The sequence below is a fragment of the Acinetobacter thutiue genome (assembly GCF_030385805.1).
Lineage (GTDB): Bacteria > Pseudomonadota > Gammaproteobacteria > Pseudomonadales > Moraxellaceae > Acinetobacter > Acinetobacter corruptisaponis.
In genome coordinates, this window is record NZ_JAUDZE010000008.1 from 134,345 (window position 1) to 159,886 (window position 25,542).

General features: G+C 44.6%; 22 protein-coding genes and 1 pseudogene. 13 read left to right on the forward strand and 10 right to left on the reverse strand.

The window, feature by feature from the left end; genetic code table 11:
- The first annotated feature begins 78 nt into the window (after window positions 1-78).
- The 3 genes from rpmI (at window position 79) to QTA56_RS14705 (ending at window position 1,018) form a co-directional block, all read left to right on the forward strand.
- A complete protein-coding gene (gene rpmI, locus QTA56_RS14695) occupies window positions 79-273 on the forward strand; it encodes a 50S ribosomal protein L35 (protein WP_004637967.1) in 195 nt (64 codons plus the stop codon).
- An 11-nt stretch (window positions 274-284) separates the two neighbouring features.
- Window positions 285-644, forward strand: coding sequence for a 50S ribosomal protein L20 (rplT, locus tag QTA56_RS14700; RefSeq protein ID WP_004664213.1), 360 nt, complete (start codon window positions 285-287; stop codon window positions 642-644).
- 176 nt (window positions 645-820) lie between these two features.
- Entirely contained in the window at window positions 821-1,018 is a 198-nt protein-coding gene (locus QTA56_RS14705) for a hypothetical protein (RefSeq protein WP_004761977.1), read from the forward strand.
- Window positions 1,019-1,071: 53 nt separating this feature from the next.
- On the opposite strand, the gene QTA56_RS14710 is transcribed toward QTA56_RS14705, so the two are convergent.
- Entirely contained in the window at window positions 1,072-2,070 is a 999-nt protein-coding gene (locus tag QTA56_RS14710) for a hypothetical protein (RefSeq protein WP_267981748.1), read from the reverse strand.
- 498 nt (window positions 2,071-2,568) lie between these two features.
- On the opposite strand from QTA56_RS14710, the gene pheS reads away from it, so the two are divergent.
- The 3 genes from pheS to QTA56_RS14725 all read left to right on the forward strand — a co-directional run bounded on the left by pheS (window position 2,569) and on the right by QTA56_RS14725 (window position 6,293).
- Window positions 2,569-3,549, forward strand: coding sequence for a phenylalanine--tRNA ligase subunit alpha (gene pheS / locus QTA56_RS14715; RefSeq protein ID WP_267981749.1), 981 nt, complete (start codon window positions 2,569-2,571; stop codon window positions 3,547-3,549).
- A 69-nt stretch (window positions 3,550-3,618) separates the two neighbouring features.
- Window positions 3,619-6,000, forward strand: a complete 2,382-nt coding sequence (pheT, locus tag QTA56_RS14720; RefSeq protein ID WP_267981750.1) for a phenylalanine--tRNA ligase subunit beta — start codon at window positions 3,619-3,621, stop codon at window positions 5,998-6,000.
- Window positions 5,997-6,293 carry an integration host factor subunit alpha gene (locus tag QTA56_RS14725; RefSeq protein WP_004664224.1) on the forward strand — a complete coding sequence of 99 codons (297 nt, stop codon included), beginning with the start codon at window positions 5,997-5,999 and terminating at the stop codon, window positions 6,291-6,293. The genes pheT and QTA56_RS14725 overlap by 4 nt, the downstream gene beginning before the upstream one ends.
- Before the next feature lie 105 nt (window positions 6,294-6,398).
- Here QTA56_RS14725 and QTA56_RS14730 read toward each other — a convergent pair whose 3' ends face one another.
- The 3 genes from QTA56_RS14730 to trxA form a co-directional block, all read right to left on the reverse strand.
- Window positions 6,399-6,671 carry a hypothetical protein gene (locus tag QTA56_RS14730; RefSeq protein WP_267981751.1) on the reverse strand — a complete coding sequence of 91 codons (273 nt, stop codon included), beginning with the start codon at window positions 6,669-6,671 and terminating at the stop codon, window positions 6,399-6,401.
- A 395-nt stretch (window positions 6,672-7,066) separates the two neighbouring features.
- Window positions 7,067-8,335: a transcription termination factor Rho gene (gene rho, locus QTA56_RS14735; RefSeq protein ID WP_005085280.1), complete on the reverse strand. Its 1,269-nt coding sequence runs from the start codon at window positions 8,333-8,335 to the stop codon at window positions 7,067-7,069.
- Window positions 8,336-8,665: 330 nt separating this feature from the next.
- A complete protein-coding gene (trxA, locus tag QTA56_RS14740; RefSeq protein ID WP_004675702.1) occupies window positions 8,666-8,992 on the reverse strand; it encodes a thioredoxin in 327 nt (108 codons plus the stop codon).
- Window positions 8,993-9,265: 273 nt separating this feature from the next.
- Between trxA and ppx the strand changes: the two genes are divergently transcribed.
- Genes ppx through QTA56_RS14765 form a run of 5 tightly spaced genes read left to right on the forward strand, consistent with a single transcriptional unit; the run spans window position 9,266 to window position 14,399 of the window.
- The gene (ppx, locus tag QTA56_RS14745) at window positions 9,266-10,786 is read left to right on the forward strand and encodes an exopolyphosphatase (protein WP_267981752.1); all 1,521 of its coding nucleotides are present in this window, start codon (window positions 9,266-9,268) and stop codon (window positions 10,784-10,786) included.
- A gap of 28 nt (window positions 10,787-10,814) precedes the next feature.
- A complete protein-coding gene (locus QTA56_RS14750) occupies window positions 10,815-11,639 on the forward strand; it encodes an acetyl-CoA carboxylase carboxyltransferase subunit alpha (RefSeq protein WP_267981753.1) in 825 nt (274 codons plus the stop codon).
- Complete coding sequence (gene tilS / locus QTA56_RS14755) at window positions 11,576-12,967, forward strand: tRNA lysidine(34) synthetase TilS (protein ID WP_267981754.1); 1,392 nt, start codon at window positions 11,576-11,578, stop codon at window positions 12,965-12,967. The genes QTA56_RS14750 and tilS overlap by 64 nt, the downstream gene beginning before the upstream one ends.
- 3 nt (window positions 12,968-12,970) lie before the next feature.
- Window positions 12,971-13,813: a pyrroline-5-carboxylate reductase gene (proC, locus tag QTA56_RS14760; protein WP_267981755.1), complete on the forward strand. Its 843-nt coding sequence runs from the start codon at window positions 12,971-12,973 to the stop codon at window positions 13,811-13,813.
- A 16-nt stretch (window positions 13,814-13,829) separates the two neighbouring features.
- A complete protein-coding gene (locus tag QTA56_RS14765) occupies window positions 13,830-14,399 on the forward strand; it encodes a YggT family protein (RefSeq protein WP_267981756.1) in 570 nt (189 codons plus the stop codon).
- A gap of 41 nt (window positions 14,400-14,440) precedes the next feature.
- Here QTA56_RS14765 and QTA56_RS14770 read toward each other — a convergent pair whose 3' ends face one another.
- The gene (locus QTA56_RS14770; RefSeq protein WP_267981757.1) at window positions 14,441-15,571 is read right to left on the reverse strand and encodes an acyltransferase family protein; all 1,131 of its coding nucleotides are present in this window, start codon (window positions 15,569-15,571) and stop codon (window positions 14,441-14,443) included.
- A 121-nt stretch (window positions 15,572-15,692) separates the two neighbouring features.
- Window positions 15,693-18,473: a DNA polymerase I gene (gene polA, locus QTA56_RS14775; protein ID WP_267981758.1), complete on the reverse strand. Its 2,781-nt coding sequence runs from the start codon at window positions 18,471-18,473 to the stop codon at window positions 15,693-15,695.
- A 188-nt stretch (window positions 18,474-18,661) separates the two neighbouring features.
- Between polA and QTA56_RS14780 the strand changes: the two genes are divergently transcribed.
- Complete coding sequence (locus tag QTA56_RS14780) at window positions 18,662-21,508, forward strand: DUF2339 domain-containing protein (RefSeq protein ID WP_267981759.1); 2,847 nt, start codon at window positions 18,662-18,664, stop codon at window positions 21,506-21,508.
- On the opposite strand, the gene QTA56_RS14785 is transcribed toward QTA56_RS14780, so the two are convergent.
- Both QTA56_RS14785 and QTA56_RS14790 read right to left on the reverse strand, forming a co-directional pair.
- Complete coding sequence (locus tag QTA56_RS14785; protein WP_267981760.1) at window positions 21,509-22,438, reverse strand: mechanosensitive ion channel family protein; 930 nt, start codon at window positions 22,436-22,438, stop codon at window positions 21,509-21,511.
- A gap of 9 nt (window positions 22,439-22,447) precedes the next feature.
- Window positions 22,448-23,284: a DUF432 domain-containing protein gene (locus QTA56_RS14790; protein ID WP_267981761.1), complete on the reverse strand. Its 837-nt coding sequence runs from the start codon at window positions 23,282-23,284 to the stop codon at window positions 22,448-22,450.
- A gap of 93 nt (window positions 23,285-23,377) precedes the next feature.
- Here QTA56_RS14790 and gspE point away from each other — a divergent pair, with 93 nt between their 5' ends.
- The gene (gene gspE / locus QTA56_RS14795; RefSeq protein ID WP_267981762.1) at window positions 23,378-24,865 is read left to right on the forward strand and encodes a type II secretion system ATPase GspE; all 1,488 of its coding nucleotides are present in this window, start codon (window positions 23,378-23,380) and stop codon (window positions 24,863-24,865) included.
- 14 nt (window positions 24,866-24,879) lie between these two features.
- On the opposite strand, the gene QTA56_RS14800 is transcribed toward gspE, so the two are convergent.
- Entirely contained in the window at window positions 24,880-25,239 is a 360-nt protein-coding gene (locus QTA56_RS14800) for a DUF4951 domain-containing protein (RefSeq protein ID WP_267981763.1), read from the reverse strand.
- A 191-nt stretch (window positions 25,240-25,430) separates the two neighbouring features.
- Window positions 25,431-25,542: pseudogene (locus QTA56_RS14805) on the reverse strand (IS982 family transposase); the annotation flags it as partial.

Sequence of the window (25,542 nt, forward strand, 5' to 3'; positions counted from 1 at the left end):
TATGATACTGCACTCCTTACCTGCAGGTCGATTTGTAATAATGCAAACGTGCCGAACAGGTGCCCAAAAGAGGTTACTATGGCTAAGTTAAAAACTCGCCGTGGTGCAGCTAAACGCTTTAAAGCGACTGCAAACGGTTTCAAGCGCAAACAAGCATTCAAGCGCCACATTTTGACCAAAAAATCTGCTAAGCGTATCCGTCAATTGCGCGGTTGTGTAATGGTTCACGTAAGTGACGTTGCATCAGTTCGTGCTATGTGCCCATACATCTAAGGAGATTATAAATGGCTCGTGTAAAACGTGGTGTAGTGGCTCATCGTCGTCACAAAAAAATTCTTGCTCGCGCTAAAGGTTACTATGGTGCTCGTTCACGTGTTTATCGCGTAGCGTTCCAGGCGGTAATCAAAGCTGGTCAATACGCTTACCGTGACCGCCGTCAGAAGAAACGTCAATTCCGTGCTTTATGGATTGCGCGTATCAATGCTGGTGCTCGTCTTAACGGTTTGTCTTACAGCCGTATGATCGATGGCTTGAAAAAAGCTCAAGTGATCATTGACCGTCGCGTATTAGCTGATATCGCTATGCATGATGCGGTTGCATTTGCTGCTTTGGCTGAAAAAGCTAAAGGCGCATTAGCTGCATAAGCTTAGAGATTCAAGGAAGACCGCTTTTTAGCGGTCTTTTTTATTTTTAGATGATTAAATTTAAAGAATAAACAGAGATTAAATATAAATAGAGCTTACACAACCCTAACACGTTTGATTGGACATTTACCCTTGAATCTTTTTACAGTAAAAGAAAATAGGATAGGGGTAAAGATATGCTAGTGAGTGTAGAGGGATTGCAGCAAGGTGCATTTGAAACAGAACTGACTATTTTGCCGAGAAAGGGTGAAACCATCCGAATTTTTTATGGGCCAGATGCTGAAGTTGAGGGTGAAATTGAAAATGTACATCACATTGTCAATCAGCATGATGGCGGGCATAAGGTGATTATAAAAATTAAACCAACTTTCTGATCAATAAAAGAAAAACCAGATTGCGTGTAGGCAGGTTGTGTTATTGCTTATAGTTACAGCCCAAAATAGTAAGCACAGATACAGATAATCACCGTGAGAATAATCAATTTAATCACACCAGACGTTCCAACCTTATGCTGGTGAGCCTGATTAAAATGCTGTGATGTTTCCATGGTTCTGTCGATGATTTCAGGTTCAGCAGTGAGCTGTGCAGTTTGATAGTGGTTGGCTGTTTTAACAATCAGCTTGGCAAACAGGTCATCGGTTTTCTGGGCAAAGTTGCGTAAATTGATCTGTTCCTCAGGGTCAATCAGCTCACCTGAATCATGATAGGGATGGCGTCTTTTTTCTTCCAGGTAGTTGGCTAGGGCTTGGGTGCGATGTAATAAACGGTGGGCGCAATCTGCTGGATAATCCGTTGGAATCAATGCAAGCTGCTGGCTTGAAAGATGGGTGGGATCAACTTCATAGCCATAAAATGGAAAGTCTTGTTGTGCTGGTTCAGGAAAATGCTGGGCATATTTGCTGTCAAAAAGCTCACGTTCCAGAAAAACCACTACATCGTTCCAATTCACATTTTGTAAATCAGCATTTATTTTTTTGACAAGTTTGTCATTCAGTTCATACCCCCAAAAAGTTTCCTGTCCCAGTGTGATTTTCTGTGAAACAGGCACTTCAAACTCATTGTCACTGTTATACCATTCAGCCAGTTCCTGCCCGCAAATCCATGCAGTTTTTTTATTGGCCTGATGGCTGACCATAAAGTGTGCAAAGGGAAGTAGCTCAATATTGGGGTTTGGGTTTTGCTCTTCATTTAATAAAGTGGATAAGTGTAGACTGAGTTTGGTAACGCCCTGTTTTTTCAGCCCTTCCAGCCAAATCTGGAAGTGTTGTGCCAGTAAATGTTGTGATAACAGGTCGCGGAAAGTCAAACATTGGTGATCAAAAATAGGATGTTCAACCCAACGGCTAAAATTGAGATTTCCTGCAAGAAATTCATTGCCATAACTCACTAAGGTAAGCTGTTGTTTCCAGATTTGATCAAGCGCCATCGTTATTCTTTCTCATTGACGATATTAGGGGCTGTTGAGATTTCACAGATGCTTGCGACAGAGGACATTTTTTAGATGGTACAAGGCATGACTTACGAAATTTAGTGATTCTAAATAAGTAAGGCATAACGCAGTAGCGGCAAAAAATGTCCCTGTCCCGCAGGGTTATGGCTAAAACCTCCCTAAACTTCGTTATGAAACTTGACAAGGGAGTCGCCATTGCCTGCGTTTCATGCCTTGTTTATGTCGTTTTAGCCTATAACGCAAGCATGGCTGAAATGTCAACAGACCCTAGTATCTTATACATTTTATTAAAATATTGATCGTTTTTTTACGAAAATTTGCTGACTTGATTATCTCATCTTGATATTCGGTAGTGATAGGACCACCAAAAAAGCACCCTATTTAAACAGCCGTTTAACTTCAAAAAACAGGTAAAAAGCTGATAAACTATAGCGTTTTATTATATTTCTATAATTTGTTGCTTTGAGAGTTACTATGTCACTGGAAGCCCTGACCACTGAAGCGCTTGCTGCCATTGCAGCGGCTCAAGACCTTGCTGCACTCGACCAGGCCCGTGTGCAATTTACAGGGAAGAAAAGCCAGCTTGCAGAGCAATCGAAAGCGCTTGGAAAAATGGATCCTGAAGAGCGCAAAGTACAAGGTGCCGCGATTCATGCGGTTCGTGAAGCAATCAATGCCGCTTTGACTGAGCGCCAAACAACCTTACAGCAGGCTGAGCTTGCACAAAAGCTTGCCAGTGAAACGATTGATATCACCTTGCCTGGTCGCGGTCAACGCATGGGAAGTATCCATCCAGTCACCCAGGTGCAGGAGCGTATTTGCCAGTTCTTTACCAAGGCGGGTTTCCAGATCGCTTATGGTCCTGAAGTTGAAGATGACTATCACAACTTTGAAGCCTTGAATATTCCAGGCCATCACCCAGCACGTGCCATGCATGACACGTTCTATTTTGACGCAACACATTTACTGCGTACCCATACTTCTGGTGTGCAGATTCGTACCATGGAAACCAGTCAGCCACCGATTCGTATCGTGTGTCCAGGCCGTGTTTACCGTTGTGACTCAGATCAAACCCACTCACCGATGTTCCATCAGGTTGAGGGGTTATACGTTGCTGAAAATACCAGTTTTGCTGAGTTAAAAGGTTTGCTGATTAACTTACTCAATGAATTCTTTGAAAAAGACCTGAAAGTTCGTTTCCGTCCATCTTACTTCCCATTCACTGAACCAAGTGCAGAAGTGGATATCATGGATGAACGTGGTCGCTGGTTGGAAGTTTTGGGCTGTGGCATGGTGCATCCAAATGTACTACGTGCCGCAGGGATTGATCCTGATCAATACAAGGGCTTTGCTTTTGGTTTAGGGGTGGAACGTTTTGCGATGTTACGTTATGGCATCAATGACTTGCGTATGTTCTACCAGAATGATGTGCGTTTCCTACGCCAGTTTGCCTGAAATCCAAAGATTAATATTGTAGGGGCGAACTGTGTTCGCCCTAAAAAATCCCGCAAAGGATAAATATAGATGAAAATTAGTGAAAATTGGTTACGCACCTGGGTCAATCCAGCTATTGATAGTGAAACACTTTCTGATCAATTGACCATGTTAGGTCTGGAAGTTGATGAGCTTGCGCCCGTGGCAAAACCATTTACAGGTGTGGTTGTTGGTGAAGTTCTCACGGTAGAACAGCATCCAGATGCAGACCGTTTACGTGTGACAACAGTTAACATTGGTTCAGGTGAACCATTGCAGATTGTTTGTGGTGCGCCAAATGTCCGCGCAGGTATGAAAGCTCCTGTGGCAACCATTGGTGCGGTATTGCCAGGCGATTTTAAAATCAAGAAAGGCAAGCTTCGTGGTGTGGAATCACAGGGCATGCTGTGTGGTGCTTCCGAGATTGATCTGGAAGATAAGATTGATGGTTTGTTGGAACTGCCTGCTGATGCGCCAGTGGGAATCAATATCCGTGAATATTTAAAGCTTGATGACAATGTGATAGATATTAGCATCACGCCAAACCGTGGTGACTGTTTCAGTATCCGAGGCATTGCACGTGAAATCGCAGTGATCAATCAGTTGAATGTCAATGAACCTCATATTCAGGCGATTACTGCTACCATCACCGATGAAAAAGCTGTCTCCATCACCACTGAGGGGGCACCTCGCTATTTAGGACGTATCATTAAAAACGTCAATGTCAAAGCGGCAACTCCTGAATGGATGGAACAGGCGCTAGCACGTTCAGGCATCCGTACCCATAGTATTTTGGTAGATATTACCAACTACGTATTACTTGAGTTAGGCCAGCCAATGCATGCCTTTGACTTGGCTAAAATTGCAGGTTCGATTCAGGTTCGACAGGCACAGCCTCAAGAAAAATTGAGGTTGCTGAATGATCAGGAGGTTGAACTGCAAGAAGACATCATCGTGATTGCAGATGAGCAAAAAGCATTGGCAATTGCAGGCATCATGGGTGGCCTGGATTCATCAGTGACCGATGATACTCAGGATATTTTCCTTGAAAGTGCATTCTTTGCGCCTTTAGCCATTGCAGGTCGCGCGCGTCGCTTTGGTTTACATACCGATTCATCACAGCGTTATGAGCGTGGTGTCGATTTTGAACTGCCAATGATTGCCATGCACCGTGCTTCTGAATTGATTCGAGCCTTTGCTGGTGGTGAGTTTGGCCCAATTACGGTGGCTGAACAAACGAGCTTATTGCCAAAACGTGAAGCGATTGTATTGAAACAGGCACAGGTTGATCAGTTGCTTGGATATCAAGTGGCGGGTGATTTTATTGCCGATGCATTAACACGCCTTGGTTGTGTTGTTACAGCAATCGATGAAAGCGAGTGGAGTGTTATTCCACCTTCACACCGTTATGATATGGCAATCTATCAGGACCTGATTGAAGAAGTTGCACGTATCCACGGCTATGACAACATTCAGATCAGCTTGCCAAAAATTGATGTGAAACTAGAGAAATATCAAGACCGTTTTGAAATTGCTCAACTGCGCCAGACCATTGCAACTTTGGGCTATCAGGAGGCGATTAGCTTTAGCTTTGCCGATGCGAAGCTTGAAAAGCAACTCAACCCAAATGTACAGCCATTGATGCTTGCCAATCCGATTTCCAGTGATTTGGCTGCAATGCGTAGTACCTTATTATCCAGCTTGATTCCTTGTGTTCAGTACAATCTGAACCGTCAACAGCAGCGCGTCCGTTTCTTTGAGTTGGGTTTACGTTTTGATTATCAGAATGCACAAAGTATTCATGACCTGAAACAGATTCCGACTCTGGCATTGATTGCTGTAGGTTCACGTGCGCCAGAATCCTGGCACGCAAAACCACAGGCAATGGATTTCTTTGATTTCAAGGGTGAGGTGGAAGAAATTCTGGCTGCGGGACGTGTACAGGCTGAATTTGTCCGTACCGAGCGTGCATGGCTGCATCCTGGGCAGTCTGCTGAAATTGTGGTGGATGGACAGTCGATTGGTTATTTAGGTCGTTTGCACCCATCACTGGAAAATGAGCTGGATTTGAGCACAACATGGGTGGCAGAACTGGATCAACAGGCTGTTTTGCAATCTTATGTATCTAATTTTACAGAATTATCACGTTTTCCATCGGTTAGACGTGATATTGCGCTTTTAATCTCTGATAAGATTGAGGTAAGAGATATTCAGCGGTTAATTGAGCAAACAGGTGGGGAGTTACTCGACTCAACATGGTTGTTCGATGTGTATACGGGACAAGGGGTTGAGCAAGGCAAACGTTCTTTGGCATTTGCATTGCTATGGCAACATCCAGCACGTACGCTTGAAGATGCTGAAATCAAATCTGGTATGGATAACATTATTCAAGTGTTGGAAGACACTTACCAAGCGACATTGAGGGCCTCATGACAGCATTAACAAAAGCAGAGATGGCGGACCATTTAAGTGAGCTTACGAGTTTAAATCGCCGTGAAGCAAAACAGATGGTCGAGTTATTTTTTGACGAAATCAGCCAGGCATTGATTGCGGGTGAGCAAGTCAAACTTTCAGGGTTCGGTAATTTTGAGTTGCGTGACAAGCGCGAACGTCCTGGACGTAATCCAAAAACGGGTGAGGAAATTCCGATTTCTGCCCGTCGAGTGGTCACGTTTAGGGCGGGCCAGAAATTTAGACAACGTGTTGGAAATGAGCAGATCGATTGATCTGCTTTTTTATGTTCTTATTTTTAATTTTTTGAACTTGATCGAAAATCAGGCATAAAAAAAGAGAACCAAAGGGTTCTCTTTTTTGAATAATCTAAAACTAGATTATTGTGCAGCAGAAGCTTCAACTGGAGCAGCTTCAGTAGCAGCAACGTCAGAAGCAGCAGCTTCAGTCGCTTCAGAAGCAGCAGCATCAGCAGCAACAGTTGCATCAGCAGCAGCGTCAGTCGCTTCAGAAGCAGCTTCAGTTGCTTCAGTAGCAGCTTCTACAGCTTCAGAAGCAGCAGCAGTAGCTGGAGCTTCTTCTTTCTTAGAGCAACCAACGAAAGCTAAAGTAGTGGCAATAGCAGCAGCAACAGCAAATTTCTTGAATAACATGGCATCACTCTCATAAAATTGTGAGATTAAAAAAAACCTGGGTTAGTCTGTATGTGCTTTTATTATTCCTAAACGCTTTAGGTAACAACGCAGGGAGCAGTCTAACTGGTCTGCTGCTATCCTATCAAAGCAAATCATGAATTACTACAGCCCTGTCCAACAAAACGACAAAAAATGACAAAAATTGGCTAATTTTTGATAGAAAATAACTATGGAAAAGTAAGTTTAAATCGGATATTTGTTGTTTTAGGTCTTTAAATTTTACTCATTGTTTTAAAAAACAATAACTTAATTTTTATGTGGGATTTTTAAATAATGTGTAAATAATATGTAACGGTGTCAACCGAATTAAAAAAGCCACCATAAAAGGTGGCTTTTTTAATGAAGTGCCGCGATTAGTTTGCCGCTTTACGCTTCATCTGGTCGAAGAAATCATCATTAGTCTTGGTCTCTTTCATGCGATCCAATAAGAATTCCATCGCCGCAAGCTCATCCATAGGATGGAGTAGTTTGCGCAGAATCCAGACCTTGCGTAGATTGTCTTCATCCATGAGGCGTTCTTCACGGCGGGTGCCTGATTTCTTGATGTTCATGGCAGGGAACACGCGTTTCTCGGCAATACGGCGATCCAGTGTAATTTCCTGGTTGCCTGTACCCTTAAACTCTTCATAGATGACATCATCCATCTTACTGCCTGTTTCAATCAGGGCAGTTGAGATGATGGTCAATGAGCCACCTTCTTCAATATTACGTGCGGCACCAAAGAAACGTTTCGGACGTTCAAGGGCATGGGCATCCACACCCCCTGTAAGTACCTTGCCTGATGATGGAATCACGGTGTTGTAGGCGCGTGCAAGACGGGTAATGGAGTCAAGCAGGATCACAACATCTTTCTTGTGCTCAACAAGGCGTTTGGCTTTCTCAATCACCATTTCAGCAACCTGAACGTGACGGGCAGGTGCTTCATCAAAGGTTGATGCCACCACCTCACCACGAACAGTACGTTCCATCTCCGTAACTTCTTCAGGACGTTCGTCAATTAAAAGTACAATCAAGAATACTTCAGGGTTATTGCGTACAATCGACTGGGCGATATTTTGCAACAACATGGTTTTACCCGCTTTCGGTGGTGCAACAATAATTGAACGCTGACCTTTACCAATCGGTGCAACCAGATCAACCACACGTGCGGTTAGATCTTCAGTTGTACCATTCCCAAGCTCCATCACCAGCTGTTCAGTTGGGAACAATGGCGTCAGGTTTTCAAATAAAATTTTATTACGTGAGTTTTCAGGCGTGTCATAGTTAATTTGATTCACCTTTAACAGGGCAAAATAACGCTCGCCTTCTTTTGGTGGACGAATTGTACCTGTAATGGTGTCACCTGTGCGCAGGTTGAAACGGCGAATCTGGGATGGGCTGACATAAATGTCATCTGGTCCTGCCAAATATGAACCAGCAGCCGATCGTAGGAAACCAAAACCATCAGAGAGAATTTCGAGAACACCATCACCAAAGATTTCTTCGCCATTCATGGCATGGCGCTTTAAAATGGCAAAAATAATATCTTGTTTACGGTTACGTGCCATACCTTCAAGGCCCATAAACTCCGCAATCTTAATGAGTTCGCCAATGGGTTTTTTCTTGAGTTCAGTTAAGTTCATAAGTGGTCAGACAGAATGGAATAAGTGGAGGATAATGTTGGGAAAAGAATAAAAAATCGACCGCATACATAGATGCTGATGTAATTGTAGATACACAACCACAATTCAGTAGCTTGGTTCATTGTTTCAGAGAGAAATGTGAAAACAATTGTTTATTGCCGAGCGGCGATCTTATGTTTTGTGTTTTGTAAGAAGCGTAATGAAGTAGATTCCATTCAGGGCTTCTTGATCCAGTAATATAGGGGAAATCAGGGAATTTGTCAATTTTTACGAAGAAATACACTATTTGTTAATAGTATATTTCTTCCGATTGACAACTACATCCAGCAATTAGATGTTCTGGTCAATAAATGCCGCAAGTTTTGAACGCGGCGCTGCGCCAACCTGTTGTGCCACAACTTCACCATTTTTAAACATCAATAATGCTGGAATGTTACGGATGTTGTATTTCACGGCAGTGTCTTCACATGCAGTCACGTCAACCTTAACGATTTTCACCTTGCCTGCATATTCATTTGACAAGTCTTCAAGTACAGGTGCAATGGCTTTACAAGGCGCACACCAGCCAGCCCAGAAGTCAACAAGTACAGGAGTTTCAGCATCTAAAACATCTGCTTGGAAGTTTTCATCAGTTGTATTAACAATAGTCGCAGACATAAGGTTGCTCCAAATTTAAGGAATAAAGTGCGAATTTGATCATCATCACGATGAATATTACATTGCTACTTTACTCAATGTAAGGGTTTGTTCTGATTATTCAAGTTTGAAAATAAAAAGTCTAATGGATGCTCACGATGTTGACCATCGACTTATACAATCATTTACTTGATAAAAGCGAAAATACGCGAGTTTTATTGCTGAAAATGACTTTAAAATTATTGGCGTGTGAATTACTCTAATGCCTGAATGGTGTATGGGTTTATATAAATAATGTCTGATTTTCTGATTGATGAAGAATTACTTGCCGCGATTGACATGGGTTCAAATAGTTTCCATTTGGCAATCGCTCGTGTTGATCACGGTGAAGTTAAGAAAGTTGCTTCAATGTCAGAAAAAGTACAGTTGGCAGCGGGACTGGACGAAAACAAGAATTTAACCGAGGCTGCACAACAGCGGGGATTGGCCTGTTTGGCACGTTTTGTGGGTCGTTTAAGTTCTGTGCCACCCAACCGTTTAAGAATTGTGGCGACCAATGCACTGAGACAGGCAAAAAATGGCCATGAGTTTATCCAGAAAGCTGCTGAAATCCTGCCAAAACCAATTGAAATCATTGCAGGCCGTGAAGAGGCCCGCCTGATTTATCTTGGTGTTTCACACACCATGGCCAATGGTGGACGACGTTTGGTGGTCGATATTGGTGGTGGTTCAACCGAATTTATTATTGGTGAAGAGTTCGAGCCACTTTATACCGAATCCCTGCAAATGGGCTGTGTGGCTTACAGTAAGGCATATTTCCCTGATGGTGAGATTTCCACCAAGGCCTTTGACAAGGCGGTGGTTGCGGCACGTAAGGAAATGTCTGCGATAGCCAACACCTATAAGACTGAAGGCTGGGACACGGTTGTTGGTTCGAGTGGAACCATCAAGGCATGCCGTCAGATTGCAGTCAATTTGGAGTTGAGTGATGAACAGGAAAACCTGACGCATGAAGGGTTGTCTAAGTTAAAGGATCGTCTGCTTAAATTTAAGCATGTTTCAGAAATTGATTTTGAAGGACTGCGTGAAGACCGCCGAGCAGTTTTGCCAGCCGGTATGGCAATTCTGTATGCGATTTTTGACGTTTTGAATATTGATAAGTTGGCATATTCCGATGGTGCATTGCGTGAGGGCGTGATGTATGACCTGTTAGGCCGTTTCAAGCATGAAGATATTCGTGACCGCAGTGTACAGGCGTTGATGGGCCGTTATAACGCCGATCCAAAGCAGGCTGAACGTGTGGTGAATACTGCCCAGCAATTGTTTGATGGTGTAGCTGGGGCATTGCATTTAACCACAGAAGACAGTGACTTACTGCGTCGTGCCGCCTATTTGCATGAAATTGGTTTGGCGATTAGCCACGGTGGCTATCATCGTCATGGTGCCTATTTGTTGCAGCATTCAGATATTCCAGGCTTCTCACAGATTGATCAAAACCATCTTTCACATCTGGTTTCCCATCATCGGCGTAAGTTGCGTGCCGATGTCAGGAATGATGTTTTAAAGGTGGGCGGCAGTCATTTACTCTATCTTTGCCTGTTGCTTCGCCTCGCAGTTTTGCTGAACCATAGTCGCAGTGATCAGATGCTTCCTGCCATTGAACTGAGTGTGGTAAATGATCAACAATGGCAACTCAGCGTTTCTGGCGATGCTAAACAATGGCCTTTACTGGTTGCAGACCTGCATGATGAGCAGGTGCAATTCAAGCATTGGGACATTGAGTTAAATATTCAGTCAGACAAATTTATTGATTAACCATATTGTTATGGATCATTTTTGACTTATGAAAAATAAAGCGACTCAGTCCAAGGCGTGGGCTACGGTTCAAATTGCACGACATCCTGAGCGTCCGCAATTTCTTGATTATGTCAGTGAAATCTTTACTGAGTTTGATGCACTGCATGGTGACCGTTTATTTGGTGATGATGGTGCCATGATTGGTGGCTTGGCACGTTTTGAGGGACAACCTGTCATGGTGGTTGGACAGCATCGTGGTCGCGGCACCCGTGAAAAGCTACAGCACAACTTTGGGATGTGTAACCCTGAAGGCTATCGTAAATCACAGCGTTTACTGGACATGGCTGAGCGTTTTAACTTACCTGTGTTTACCTTTGTCGATACCATGGGTGCCTATCCAGGGGTGGGTGCGGAAGAACGCGGTCAGGCGGAGGCAATCGCCACCAGTTTGGCACAACTTTCCAGCTTGAAAGTGCCTGTGATTGCCACTGTGCTTGGTGAAGGCGGTTCTGGTGGTGCGCTGGGTATTGGTGTGGCGGATCGCGTGATTATGCTGTCACACAGTATTTACTCGGTGATCTCACCTGAAGGCTGTGCCTCCATTCTATGGAAAACAGCAGACAAGGCCGCTCAAGCGAGTGAGGCACTGGCCTTGACGGCAGACAAGCTCAAGGCTTTGGGCATTGTTGAGTATGTTGTGGATGAGGGCGAAGGGGCGCATTTGCAGCCTGAAAAAGTCATGCATGACTTAAAAGATGTGTTAAAACAAGCCCTGGATGAACTGCAACCGATGGATGCTCAAGCAAGATGCGACGCACGTTATCAACGTTTAATGAAGTTTGGCAGCAGCAATTTAGGCATCGCGTCTTAGCACAAACACAGCATTTTCCTGAACAAACCCAGTTCCTGATTGGGTGTAGCGGCGGCATGGATTCCATGCTGTTGTTGCATCTGATGTCTGAAATTTTTCCTGCCCAGATCCGTGCAATTTACATTGATCATCAATTACAGCAGGTGAGTGCGGAATGGGGAGCACTGGTACAAAAACAAGCTGAAGCGCTGAATATTCCGTGTGTCATTCAAAAGGTGCAGGTTGCAACAGGCAATCTGGAACAGCAAGCGCGTCAGGCGCGTTATCAGGCCTATCAACAGCATTTACAAGCCAACGAAATTCTTGTTTTAGCACATCATCAGCAAGATCAGGCTGAAACGTTATTATTGCGCTTATTCTCAGGCACGGGAGTCAATGGACTGGCTGCCATGCAGCAAATTGATGTGCGTCAAGACCTCACGATTTGGCGGCCATTTCTGGCTCTGAGTCGAGAACAGATTGAGCAATGGTCACAGCAACTTGGTTTTGACTATGTGACTGATCCAACCAATCATGACACGCATTATGATCGGGCATGGTGTCGTGGGGAACTATGGCCTGTCTTGCAAAAGCGTTTCCCTAAAATGCAGGCTGCTGTGGCACGCACCAGTTATCTGATGCAGGATGCAGCCGAAATACTGAATGATGTGTTGCAGGAAGATTGGCAACACTGCGCCACGGATAATGAAATCGACTTACTTGCGCTTTCTCAACTTTCAGCAGCTCGGCAACGCCAATTGCTTTCTGCATGGATAAAAGGTAAAGACCCGTATCGTCCAAGTTACGATATGGTACAGCGTCTACAGCAAGAGGTGATTCTGGCGAAACCTGATGCACAGGCGACTTTACATATCAACCAGCATTATTATGTTCGCTATCAGAAAAAATTGTATCGTTTAACATATGATGCATTATATGCGGAAAAGCAATCACCCATTGCAAATGTGTCGTCACAGCATTATGAAATAGGTCAATTTGTACAGGTTGCAGCGGGAAAATTCAGGATTGAATCGCAGACGATTGGGCTTGCTCCAAAACTGCTGGGTCGAGAGTTGCACTTAATCAAGCGGCAGGGGGGCGAGAAAATCCATCTTTATGGGCGGGTTGGACATTGGCCACTGAAAAAAGCCATTCAGGAAGCACAGATTTTGCCTTGGTTACGTCATACAATTCAAATATTAGTCGTGGATAATGTTATGCTTGGGGTTTTTAGCCCAAAAGGTTTTTGGTTGGCGCAATCTGACTATGTAGAGCATGGCGGTTGGCAACCAGGTTTAATTTCTGACTGTGATGATTTTTCTCAGCAGTCTTTTTTACATGACGAGTAGGATATGGCGACAGCATTGAATCAAAATATTTGTTTTATTGGTGGTGGCAACATGGCGCAAGCCTTGATTGGTGGGCTGCTTTCCCGCGGTTTACCAACAACACGCATTACCGTTTCCGACCCCATAGAACAGATTCGTCATGTATTGGAAGAAAAAGGCATTCAGACCACCACCGACAATGCTGAAGCCATTAAAAATGCGGATGTCGTTGTATTGGCGGTGAAGCCACAGGTATTGGCAACGGTATTACAGCCATTAAAGGGATTGCTGTCGGATAAACTGGTGATCTCAATTATTGCGGGTGCTGAGATTCAAACCATTTCAGACCTCATTGGGGGCGGCAGCCAGCGTATTGTGCGTGTGATGCCAAATACACCTGCATTGGTGCAGACAGGGGCGCATGGCATTTATGCACCTGAAGCAGTGGGTGTGCAGGATCGTGAACTGAGCAGCCAAATTCTTGCAGCGACAGGTCTCACCATTTGGGTGGATAATGAAGCGCAAATTGATGCGGTAACCGCGGTATCTGGTTCTGGTCCTGCGTACTTTTTCTATTTGATGGAAAGCATGATCCGTGCAGGCAAGAATCTCGGTCTGGATGAGAAAGTGGCGACAGCATTGACGTTACAAACGGCACTGGGTGCCGCACAAATGGCGATCACCAGCTCAAACTCTCCAGCAGAATTACGCAAAAACGTGACCTCTCCAAATGGCACAACCCAGGCGGCTTTGGAAGTGTTTGACCGTGCGCAGATTTCACAAAATATTCAGGCAGCGCTTGCAGCAGCTCAGAAGCGTAGCCAAGAGCTCGCACAAGAGCTGAGTGACAAGACTAAATCGGTTTAAGTAGGATAAGACAATTATGGGTGCAAGTTCTGCGCTAATTTTTGGTGTTTTGATCAATGTTGCAATTTTATTGGTCTTTTTCCGTTTTTTAATGCAATTGGCGGCAGTCAGTCCATACAATCCTGTGGTGCTTTCAACTGTGAAAGCCACCAAGATTGTGGATATTTTTAGCCGTATTTTTCCAACGGTGGGCAAGGGGCGTGTCAATTTGGCTGCGGTTGCCTTGCTGGTGGTGCTGTATTTACTGAAGATCTTTGGCCTGATGTATTTGTCTGGGCAGATGCCGCATAGTGCCGTGTATCTGGTGATCACGACTTTTGTGACTATGATTCAGGACCTGATCCGTTTCTGCCGCTACCTGATTTTTGCAACCATCATTTTAAGCTGGGTGGTGATGTTTACGCAGACACGTTCACCTTATATTGAAGTGATTCAGGAGCTTGCTGAGCCATTGCTTGCACCTTTCCGCCGTTTGTTGCCAAATATGGGGATGATTGATCTGTCGCCAATTCTGGCTTTTCTGGCACTTTATATTGCTGAAATCCTGATGAATGAAGCGGCTAAAGTGTTATTAACAGGTCTTTAAGCAAACTGGATTCAATAAAAAATGGGCGAGATGCCCATTTTTTATTTTCTGATGAAACATTGTCGTATTTTTTGATTCAGTGGATTGGAAAAGTAATGGGCAATGATGGAACCTAGTCCAATCGCAAGTACAAGATAAATCAATAAAAGTGCAAGTTTAATATCGCCCTGAGTTAATGCGGGCGTATAAAACAGCTTAAAAAAGCCTAGGATGATCAAGTGGAATAGGTAAATTTCATAGCTATTTTTACCGATATTTTGTAGAAATTTAAAGCGATTAACCTGAACATTGACTTGTTCGTTTGCAACATTAGCCAGAATCACAATTGCAGTTCCCAAGGCAAATAGGCTAATTCCCCAAACACAGCTTTCCTTAATCGGCGCAGAAAAATAGATCAGCAGCATCGTACCGATCGCAGCAAATTTAAGCAATGACCATGTGTTTTGATTGAGTTTAAGCTGTGGTGCAATCAATGCCGCAAGGCAGCCAAAGGCAATTCCGTCAAAACTGGAAAAATAGTGATACAGATAGGCACCACTTTCCTCACCATAATGTAAATACCTGAAATAAGGACAAAACAGAATCAGGGCGATACAGGCAATCAAAAAAAGAGATTGTCTTTTGAGGAAGAGGACAGTTAGTGGAAAAAGTAGGTAAAACACTTCTTCAACGGATAACGACCACAACACGCCCAGCACATAGTTGACCCAGCCATTTTCGATAATCAGGATATTCATCCAAAAGGTGAGAGCCGCCAAATTCACTGTTGACTGTGCCACCACAATGCCATTGGGTGCCTGGGTCATAAAGGGTTTGAGTTCAAATGCGCCTAAAAGATTAATCAGACAGACCAGTAAAATCATGGTGGGCATGATTCGGGCAAATCGTGAGATGTAGAAATCCCGCATATTGATCTGGCTTAGGGTGCCCCAGCGTTTGATGGTATGTGAAGTAATCAGATAGCCTGAGATGACAAAAAACATCGTTACCCCATAGTTACCATTTCTGGCGAACAGGGTGGTGATGTCTTCACCAAAAATCTGGAAATTGATTGAGGTGTCAAACAGTTTGTAAGGGATGTTAAAGTGATGCAGCAAGACCAGAAAAATTGAAATAAAGCGTAAAGAATCAATGGAATGATAACGGTTAAATTGAACCTGATTAAACGACATATTGCATTCCTTTCTCCTGTTATGGTTAGTTTTTATAAGGGATGGTTTATTGTAATTTCCCTTGCAGCGTTGAAAAGTATGTTTATCTGCAAGGGAAAATTTATTGAAGAATGATCATATATTAATGGGCAGCATCCCAGTTCAGTCCCTGTCCGACCTCAACCACCAATGGAACTGAAATCTGAACGACAGACTGCATGACATCCGCGATTTGCTTGGATAATTCCGCAGCAATCGCTTCATCCACTTCAAACACTAGTTCATCGTGTACCTGCAATAAAAGCTTGGCCTGATCTTTTGGCAGGATTTTATCAACCTCAATCATGGCAATCTTGATGATATCTGCCGCGCTTCCCTGTAATGGCGCGTTAATTGCGGCGCGTTCAGCCGCCTTACGCACCATCATGTTTCGTGCATCAATATCTGGCGTATATAAACGGCGCCCCAATATCGTTTCAACAAAACCCTGTTCCAGTGCAACCTGACGTGTACGCTGCATATATTCATAAATGCCAGGGTAGCGACGGAAGTATTGCTTGATATAGTTCTGCGATTCTTCACGGGTAAAGCCCAACTGACGAATCAAGCCAAATTCCGACATGCCATAAAGTAGGCCGAAATTGACAGCCTTGGCTTGACGGCGCTGGTCATTGGTCACATCTTCGATAGCAATGCCCAGTACCTCAGCCGCGGTACGGCGGTGTACATCTTGTCCATGCTGGAACGCATGAACCAAGGCATCATCCTGGGAAAAGTGGGCCATCAGGCGCAGTTCAATTTGTGAATAGTCGGCTGCCAGCAGCACACGTCCCTCGGGCGCAATAAAGGCCTTGCGAATCTGACGTCCAATTTGAGTACGAATTGGAATGTTTTGCAGGTTTGGATCAGTAGATGACAGGCGACCCGTCGCGGTCAAGGCCTGATGATAGCTGGTATGCACACGATGTGTCGTATCATGTGACTGTTCAACCAGACGGTCAGTATAGGTGTTTTTAAGCTTTGCCAGCCCACGGTGTTCCAGAATCACTTCGGCCAGCGGATGCTCAATCTTTTCCAGCACACTTTCACTGGTGCTGTATTGTCCCGTTGCAGTTTTCTTGCCGCCCTTGATGCCCAGTTTGTCAAATAACACTTCGCCGACCTGTTTTGGCGAGGCGATATTAAATGCCTCACCTGCCAGTTCAGTGGCCTGATTTTCCAGTGTCTGCATGGTTTCAGAAAACTCAACACTGAGCTGGTCAAGGAAAGCATGATCCAGCTTGATCCCATCTTCTTCCATGCCCGTCAATACCCGAGCAACAGGCATCTCAATCTTATGCAGGATATTGACCAGTTCAGGGAAAGGCTGGAGCTTTGCTGACAGCACCTCATACAGCCGATAGGTGACATGGGCATCTTCAGCGGCATAATGTGCCGCAACCTCAAGCTCAATCTGGTTAAAGGTTTTCTGTTTGGCACCCTTACCTGCGATTTGCTCGAAAGTGGTGGTGAGATGGCTAAGATACACCCGTGCCACATCATCCATACCATGACGTGTCGCCGCTGCATTCAGGACATAAGACGCCAGCATGGTGTCGAAATACCAGCCCTGAATGATGATGCCGTGATTGGCAAAGATGTGTGCATCATATTTTAAATGATGACCGATTTTCCTGATGTTTTCATTTTCAAGAATCGGTTTGATCTGTGCCAAAACAGCTTCACGATTGAGTTGTTCAGGTGCATTTTCATAGTCATGTGCCAATGGAATGTAATAGGCATCATTTGCATCAAAGGCGACAGAAAATCCAACCAACTCTGCAATACGATAGTCCAGACTGGTGGTTTCTGTATCAATGGCAAAGTGATCGGCCTGCTGCATCCGTTGTAATAAGTTGTCCCAATCTTCCTGTTTCAGTACCGTATGATAGTTGGCCGTGCCAAGTTGGTCATCCTGACTGGAAAGGTTGGCATGGTCTTCTGGAATGCTGTCCTGTGCCGCCGTGGCTTCAGTGTTTTGCGCAGCTTTCACGATATTCTGTGAAGTTTGTTGATAGGCAGAGCTATTTGGATTGTTCGGGTGATCCAGTGACTGTAACTGGTTACGAAATTCCAGTTCAGTGTAGAGGTTGCGCAGATGGTCCACATTTGGATTGCAGAGCTTGAGTTCATGCCAGTCCAGATTAAGCTCAAGGTCACAGACAATGCTGGCAAGCTGATGATCAATCTTGATGTTGTCCAGATTGTCCTTAATGTTTTGACTGATTTTGCCCTTGAGCTGGTCTGCATTGGCAATGATATTGTTCAGTGAACCGTATTCATTCAGCAGTTTGGCAGCCGTTTTCGCCCCCACGCCTGGGACGCCCATGATACCGTCAGAAGCATCGCCCATAAGGGTGAGATAGTCAATAATCTGGTGCGGGTGCACCCCAAACTTCTCATATACGCCAGCCTCATCCAGCACGCGGTCCTTGAAGCTGTCTTCCAGTTTGACATGCTCATTGACCAGTTGCGCCATGTCCTTGTCGCCCGTTGAGATCAGCACATGATGACCCTCAAGCACCGCACGTTTTGCCAGCGTTCCAATAATGTCATCCGCTTCTGCACCTGGCAGGCTGTACAGTGGAATACCCTGTGCCTTGATCAAGGCATGCAAATACGGAATCTGTTGTGACAGTTCCTCTGGCATGCTTGGACGGTCACCCTTGTAAATCGGTGATAATTTATGACGGAATGTCGGCTCTGGCGTGTCAAAGATCACCGCCATATGGGTTGGCTGGGTACGGCGCATCAACTTCTGGATCGCCGAAATGGCACCACGGATTGCATTGGTATGCAGGCCAGTCGATGTTGTGAGTGGGGGTAAGGCGTGAAAAGCACGAAATAAAAAATAAGACCCGTCAACTAGGACAAAAGGTGGCATTGCACAAATCCTTATTATGAACTAGCGGCTATTTTACGTGAAAAAGTGGTGGCTGTCCCTGTTGTCGTGTTGAGCAGGGACGATCTATGTCGCTTTAAAAATTGCAGTATTTTGTATGTAAAAATGGCTGCCTATCCAGTGATCAAGTAAGATAGCCTCAATGAAGCTGTGATAATTGATATAAGCCCATGTATAAAAAAGACAAACAGGGAATCGTCATGGTTCTGGCTGCCTTGACTGTGTTGCTCGCCAGTGCAATCGCATTTCAATGGCAGGGGACGATTATTGCCGCTGCGATTGGACTGACCGTTGTTATTGTACACATCCTTTCCGAGATTCATCAGCGTTTGCTTCAACTTGAGCAGGCGGCACCCAGCTATTTTGCCCAGTCTGCTGGTATTGGAATGCAACGGATCGTGATTTATGGCGCGGCACTGGTTGCGCTTTTTGCCTATGCAAATACATGGATGTGGCTGGCAGGTGGTGCGTTGCTGGTGCTTATGCTGTGCCTGATTCAAACCATCAGTGCCTTTCAAACACGATTGCTTCATCTGGAACAATATACAAATGCCGAGTCAAAAGCAGAAGCCTTAAGCAATATTCAAAACATTGAGATCGACCAGGCTACACCGACAACTACACCAAGTTTTGAAGCACAGTATCCAGCCTGGATGCAGGCCAATGTCGTAGCAACTCCAAATATAGATATTCAAGGTTCCATAGCCAACAACAATCAACCAGCAGTAAAAGAGCAGGCTTGGTGGCAACCTGCATTCGACTGGATGATCCATGGTAATCCAATCCTGCGTGTTGCCGTGGCAGTGTTGATGGTTGGTGTGGTGTTGTTGCTACGCTTTGCCAGTGAACATTGGCAGTTGAGTCTGGGTGTCAAACTGGGGTTTATTGCCAGCGCGGGTATCACCACCACCATTGTTGGCTATTTGCTGCAAAAGAAAAACCAGTTGTTTGCCGTGGCCTTGCAGGGTGTGGGATTGGCCGTTGTGTTTTTAACCCTCATCTTCTCGCATCATTTCGCTGTGATTGCCAGCCTCATCACAGCCAGTATCCTGTTTGTCATTTTACTGTTGGTGACGGTTTATCTCAGTTTAAAACAACAAGCCCTGTACTTGGCAATGCTGGCTTTGAGTATGGCTTATCTTGCGCCATTGCTGATTCCGCAGAATCATCCTGACGTGATTTTCCTGTTTGCTTATTACCTGTTAATTAATTTAGCCGTTGCAGCAGTTAATTTTATTCAACCCTGGAAAATCCTGCATCAAATCGCTTTTTTTGCCACCATGTTTATTGGTGGGTCAGTAATTGGCATTTATGCCAAGACCCAGCAATTTACTATACTGGACTGGATTTTATGGTTGCATATCGCGCTGTTTATCTGGCTTAGTGTCCGTTATAGCCAGTTGATGTTGCGGGCTCAAAATCAGGACTTGAATTTAAATCAGAACACAGGACAGAAAACTCAACGTTTGCAACCTATTCTGGATGTAGGGCTGATTTTTAGCGTGCCTGTACTGGGCTTTTCACTACATGCCTACCTGATGCATAACTCCACCCAAGCCCTGACCTGGGGCGCGGTTGCTCTGGCAATGGTCTATATTGCATTAAATCTCTGGATTAAACGGCAGCATCCACAACTTTCCATCTTGGCAAAAAGTTTCTTTATTCTTGCCGTAGTTTTTGTTGCCCTGATTTTTCCGTTGGCAAAAGGCGCGCACTGGACTTCCACAGGCTGGGTAATACAGGGAACGGCATTGATTGTCTGGGGTGTAACCGAGCGTTATCGTTTAAGCCGTTATATTGGTGTGGCCTTGGTGCTGCTGAGTTCAGTGGCACTGATTTTTCAGGTTTGGTCAAATGATCATTTCCCAATACTCAGTACGGTCATTTATGCGCTGGCGCAATTCATTTCAGCATTTTATTTATTGCATTACCAGGAAGTTGAAAAGTATTTCAGCGCACGTATGCTCAGTGGAATTTTCCTTGCGCTGGGCCTGTATGCAGGTGCAGTCGCGGGCGTTGAGTTGATGCAGTGGCAGCAATATGGACTGAGTTCTTATTTAGCGATTGCAGTGAGTTTATTCACTTTATTTAATGTGTTTATACAGTTTAAATCAAAATTAGAGTGGGATAATGTCAAACTGGTTTTAATCGGAGGATTACTATGTTTGATCTATGGCGAAAGTTTTGCGATTGAAATTTATACTCAACACCAGTGGCAGAGTATCTTACAACAAAGTTGTTTTATGGTTGCTGCATTCGGGTTGGTATTTATTTTAACAACGATTGCGGATTACAAAAAACATCTAAGTCTATGGTCAACCTTATTGTGGTTAGGCTCAGCCAGTATGGGCTTGGCAATTTTTCCAATCTTACCATTGGTTGGTTTGGCAATATTACCGATTGGTTATCATATTGCCTTTATGCGAAAAGATTCTGAAATCTTGGTACAAATACCTGTGATCAGTTTAAATCTTATTTGGTTAATGTTGATTAGCTTAGATCACTATTCTGCTGAGCATTATTATCTCTTGCCAATTTTAAATTATACAGATGCAACTTCTTTATTAATGTTAGCAGCCGTGTTATGGACGATTTATCAACGGCATATGATGATTCCACCAGAACTTAGAGCAGGCATAAAGATCACCACCATTTTAATTGGTTTACTGGTGTTGAGCAGCGTGGTGGTGCGTGCCATGCATCATTATCTGGGTACGCCGTTGTGGGGGCTGGACATTTGGTCAAATGGTGATGTGCAACTTAGCCTGACCTTATTATGGGTAATTTTGGCATTTATCCTGATGACTTTTTCCAGTCGCCGTCATATTCGCCAAATCTGGTTTGTGGGTGCTGCGTTGTTGGGTATTGTGGTGGCTAAATTATTACTGCTGGACTTATCGCAAAGTGGCACATTGACACGCGTGATTTCATTTATCGGTTCGGGTGCGGTCATGCTGGTGATTGCATATCTTGCACCTTTGCCGCCTACGTTTGAGGAAAGTCAGAAAGAGGGCTAATCAACTCTCTTTCTGCTCTTTTTTAAGTTCTTTCTGATGGGCATATTGATCAAGCTCATCATCCTCAAGTGGGATAGGTCGGTCAATCAGGCCCATTTTCGGTACAGGGATTTCAATCTGATTTTCCAGAAAGCCATTACGGACCCGTTCCTGCATCTCATCGCGGACCTTTAGGGCATTTTCCTTACGGCACCAGACAGAAAACAGTAATTCAATTGAGGATTCCCGAAATGCAGTCACGGTCACAGTCGCCTTTGGATCATCCATCACCAGTGGATATTTGGCTGCAACTTCCAGCAGAACCTGTCTTACCTTAATGATGTCCTCATGGAAATTAATCGCCAGCGTGATGGGAATCCGCCGTATTGGATATTTGGACAGGTTCATCACAGGTGTTCGAATCAGTTGCTCATTGGGTAGACGGATATAGACATTATCCAGTGTGAGAAGTTTCACGGACAGCAGGTCAATCGAAATCACCTGTCCCTCAATGGTCTGTCCCCGAATCAGGGTAATCTGGATGGTATCACCCACCTCAAAGGAACCCTCACCAATCAGGAACAAACCACTAATCAGGTTAGTTGCTGAGGTTTGTGAGGCAAAGCCCAGAGCCACCGTTAAAATCCCCGCTGCACCGAGGAAAACGCTGAGCTTAAAACCTGCTTCCCTTAAGCTGGTCATAATAAACAGCAGGAAAATAAAATAGAAAATCCCTCTGCGCCACAATAAACGCTGATGGGCGTTTAAACGACTGCCGATGGTGCGGATAAAGGTGTTTGAAACAAGACGTGCGATCAGGAAACCAATAAAGCACAAGATAATGGCAACCAGAATTTCACTCAGCCGATCAAGATTAATACCTGTGAATATACTTTTCAGGGTGTCGGTCAGGTTATTGGCCACATCTTTGGGAATGCTGGTCTCTGCCATAAAAACCTCTTAAAAGAATGAATCGAACATATTGAACAATGTGCTGCCAGGTGCCCGTGGTGGGTGGACGTAAATGACCTCGCCTGCCTGAGTCGGCGTTTTGTTTTCAATGCGGATACGCGCTGGATGTTCCGCACCCTCATAATAGACCTTGATTTGTGAGGTCCATAAACGTCCTGTACTTTCGCTATAAAACAGGGGAAGCGCGGGGACGGGTACATTCATGCGGTCAAAACGAAGCTGATGCTGGCTGGTATTATGAAACTCAATCGGGGTGACGGCACGGAATGCACGCGGTTTAAGCAGATTTAAGTCGGTGCGTCCATCCACCGAGGTGGCATAACAAATCTCACCATGCTGGGGGTCTTTCCCAAACCAGGTGTCTTTCGGCTGGATGATCGGAATATCAAATAAAGGTTCAGTCAATCCCTCAACCAAGCCTGCAATCCATAAGGGCGTACTGATATAAAGTGTTCCGCGTTGACCTGCTGGGATATAAATTGGGTCTACAGGCTTGATCACCACCGAGCGATCTGCCAAACGTGGCATCAAGTGAAAGGTGCTATTGGTCTTATGAAACATATAGCGTTCAATCTTTGCGGGGTGGGGCATTGCAAACTCAGTATCGCTCAGCATTTTCCATTGTTGTTCATAATCGTGCTGACATTGTGGACGATGATATTCCAGCCGCCATTCCTTAATGCCACGGGTCAGGCGAAATAACAGTGAACCGAATTGCCAGGCCTTGGCCTGCTGAATTTCAAATTGTTGTTCTCCCCACCACTTCAGGGTATTGGCATGGGGCGGCTGATATTGCTGCTTCTGGTATGGATTATTTTGAGACAAGATGCAAAATTCCTGTGTGAGTATGCTAAACAGACTTCACGCTGTAACTCGCTTAGAGTACACTCAAGCATCTTTTTTATCATTATTTGTGTGATGCAAATACTTAAACAAATACAAATTCCTTATAGTTTTGCGAAAAGGCATGGCGTTTTGTTGCGCTATGAGGGCGATCAGGCATTTATTGTGCGTCGCAAAGACACCGCACGTATTGCCTTGCAGGAAGCACGCCGAATTTTGGGGAAATCCGCTCATGATCAATTGTGTAGCGATCAGGAATTTCACGCCTTGCTCAGTTCCAGCTATGCGGGTGACACGGGTGAGTCGCAACAGGTTGCGGCGGGTCTGGAAGACCATCCAGATTTGCTCAGCCTGGCTGATCAGGTGCCTGAAGCTGAAGACCTGATGGATCAGGAAGATGATGCGCCGATTGTTCGCCTGATTAACGCTTTATTGTCAGAAGCGATTCGTGTCAGTGCATCTGATATTCATATCGAGGCCTTTGAGAAGAAACTTTCGGTACGTTTACGTGTTGATGGTCAACTACGTGAAATCGTACAGCCACGCCGTGAACTTGCGCCGTTGTTGGTGTCACGTATTAAAGTCATGGCAAAACTGGATATTGCAGAAAAACGTGTTCCTCAGGATGGCCGTATCTCACTGCGTTTGGCGGGTCGTGAGGTTGATGTGCGTGTATCCACCTTGCCATCCTCTCACGGTGAACGTGTGGTGATGCGTTTGCTGGATAAGCAGGCTGGGCGTTTGAATATGACCCATCTTGGCCTAATGCAAAATGACTACGAGCGTCTGACCCAACTAGTACATCGTCCACATGGGATTATTTTGGTGACAGGCCCGACGGGTTCTGGGAAAACCACCACACTTTATGCGGCATTGTCTGACCTGAATGACAATACCCGTAATATCCTGACGGCCGAAGACCCAATTGAATACCAACTTGAAGGGATTGGACAGACACAGGTCAATACCAAGGTGGATATGACCTTTGCCCGTGCCTTGAAAGCCATGCTGCGTCAGGACCCTGATGTGGTAATGGTGGGGGAGATCCGCGACCTTGAGACGGCTGAGATTGCGGTACAGGCATCACTGACAGGTCACTTGGTACTCTCCACACTGCATACCAATACCGCCATTGGTGCAGTGACCCGCTTAAAAGATATGGGCATTGAACCGTTCTTGCTGGCGAGCTCCCTGATTGGTGTGATTGCACAGCGTTTAGTGCGTACCCTGTGTCCACATTGTGTGACATGGCGTAAGGCCGATGATTTTGAACGACAGGTTTTCCAGCATTTAAATGTGGATCAACACATGGAATTGCCAGAACCTCATGGTTGTGAACAATGCTCTCATGTCGGCTTTAGTGGCCGAACTGCAATCTATGAAATTGTCCCTGTGGATGAATCTTTGCGTCGTTTGGTTCATGGCAATGCGGCTGAATATGAACTGGAAAACCATGCCCGTCGTTATGCAGGTTCAATTCGTGATGATGGCTTAAGAAAAGTCTTGGCTGGTAAAACCACTCTGGAAGAAGTGTTGCGGGTAACCACTGAAGCGGCAGAATAATCTGCCACTTCAGCTTACCAAAGATCAGCAATTCTTTTCATTAATCTGGCACGGTAACGCGCGGTTGGATTTTCCAAATTATTTTCCAGCTCTTGTTCATAATACTGTTGCCAGACTTTGATCATGTCTAGCGTTGTGCCTTTTTGCTTGATGACAGCGACATCTTCACGGCGGATATTATCAAGGCGTTGTCTGGCACCTTCAGCACCTGTTCCCCAGCCAATAATCCATTGACCAAATGCATTTAGGGACAGGTTTTGTGGTGTTGGAAGAGAGGTGACTTGATGTTGAGAAACTTCAGGTGTTTCTATTTCAGCAGCATAAAGTTGAATTGTTGCCCCAATTAAAAACACAACAATAAATAATCTAAACATGGATAAAGCTTAATAAGAATTAATCAACGATGTTACAGTATGAATAGAACAAAATGAGAAGAGCTTGTTCTACCAGGATGAATAATCTTTATTAAATCATGCTTCTAATCAGTTTTCATTGAAAAAGTTGATCATTATGGTCAGATATTTACCGTATGCACATATTTTGTCTTAGCTAACCCGAATCTTGTTTAAGCCGATATTTCCATAATACGAATCATCGGCTTGTTTTGATGACATATTTGATAAGCACATAAAGATGCATAAATACCAGCTAAATAGCCTGCAACACTTCTCGCTCTA

Coding starts and splice junctions, on each gene's coding strand:
- rpmI (WP_004637967.1), top strand. CDS start 79: ATGGCTAAGTTAAAAACTCGCCGTGGTGCAGCTAAACGCTTTAAAGCG.
- rplT (WP_004664213.1), top strand. CDS start 285: ATGGCTCGTGTAAAACGTGGTGTAGTGGCTCATCGTCGTCACAAAAAA.
- QTA56_RS14705 (WP_004761977.1), top strand. CDS start 821: ATGCTAGTGAGTGTAGAGGGATTGCAGCAAGGTGCATTTGAAACAGAA.
- QTA56_RS14710 (WP_267981748.1), bottom strand. CDS start 2,070: ATGGCGCTTGATCAAATCTGGAAACAACAGCTTACCTTAGTGAGTTAT.
- pheS (WP_267981749.1), top strand. CDS start 2,569: ATGTCACTGGAAGCCCTGACCACTGAAGCGCTTGCTGCCATTGCAGCG.
- pheT (WP_267981750.1), top strand. CDS start 3,619: ATGAAAATTAGTGAAAATTGGTTACGCACCTGGGTCAATCCAGCTATT.
- QTA56_RS14725 (WP_004664224.1), top strand. CDS start 5,997: ATGACAGCATTAACAAAAGCAGAGATGGCGGACCATTTAAGTGAGCTT.
- QTA56_RS14730 (WP_267981751.1), bottom strand. CDS start 6,671: ATGTTATTCAAGAAATTTGCTGTTGCTGCTGCTATTGCCACTACTTTA.
- rho (WP_005085280.1), bottom strand. CDS start 8,335: ATGAACTTAACTGAACTCAAGAAAAAACCCATTGGCGAACTCATTAAG.
- trxA (WP_004675702.1), bottom strand. CDS start 8,992: ATGTCTGCGACTATTGTTAATACAACTGATGAAAACTTCCAAGCAGAT.
- ppx (WP_267981752.1), top strand. CDS start 9,266: ATGTCTGATTTTCTGATTGATGAAGAATTACTTGCCGCGATTGACATG.
- QTA56_RS14750 (WP_267981753.1), top strand. CDS start 10,815: ATGAAAAATAAAGCGACTCAGTCCAAGGCGTGGGCTACGGTTCAAATT.
- tilS (WP_267981754.1), top strand. CDS start 11,576: ATGCGACGCACGTTATCAACGTTTAATGAAGTTTGGCAGCAGCAATTT.
- proC (WP_267981755.1), top strand. CDS start 12,971: ATGGCGACAGCATTGAATCAAAATATTTGTTTTATTGGTGGTGGCAAC.
- QTA56_RS14765 (WP_267981756.1), top strand. CDS start 13,830: ATGGGTGCAAGTTCTGCGCTAATTTTTGGTGTTTTGATCAATGTTGCA.
- QTA56_RS14770 (WP_267981757.1), bottom strand. CDS start 15,571: ATGTCGTTTAATCAGGTTCAATTTAACCGTTATCATTCCATTGATTCT.
- polA (WP_267981758.1), bottom strand. CDS start 18,473: ATGCCACCTTTTGTCCTAGTTGACGGGTCTTATTTTTTATTTCGTGCT.
- QTA56_RS14780 (WP_267981759.1), top strand. CDS start 18,662: ATGTATAAAAAAGACAAACAGGGAATCGTCATGGTTCTGGCTGCCTTG.
- QTA56_RS14785 (WP_267981760.1), bottom strand. CDS start 22,438: ATGGCAGAGACCAGCATTCCCAAAGATGTGGCCAATAACCTGACCGAC.
- gspE (WP_267981762.1), top strand. CDS start 23,378: ATGCAAATACTTAAACAAATACAAATTCCTTATAGTTTTGCGAAAAGG.
- QTA56_RS14800 (WP_267981763.1), bottom strand. CDS start 25,239: ATGTTTAGATTATTTATTGTTGTGTTTTTAATTGGGGCAACAATTCAA.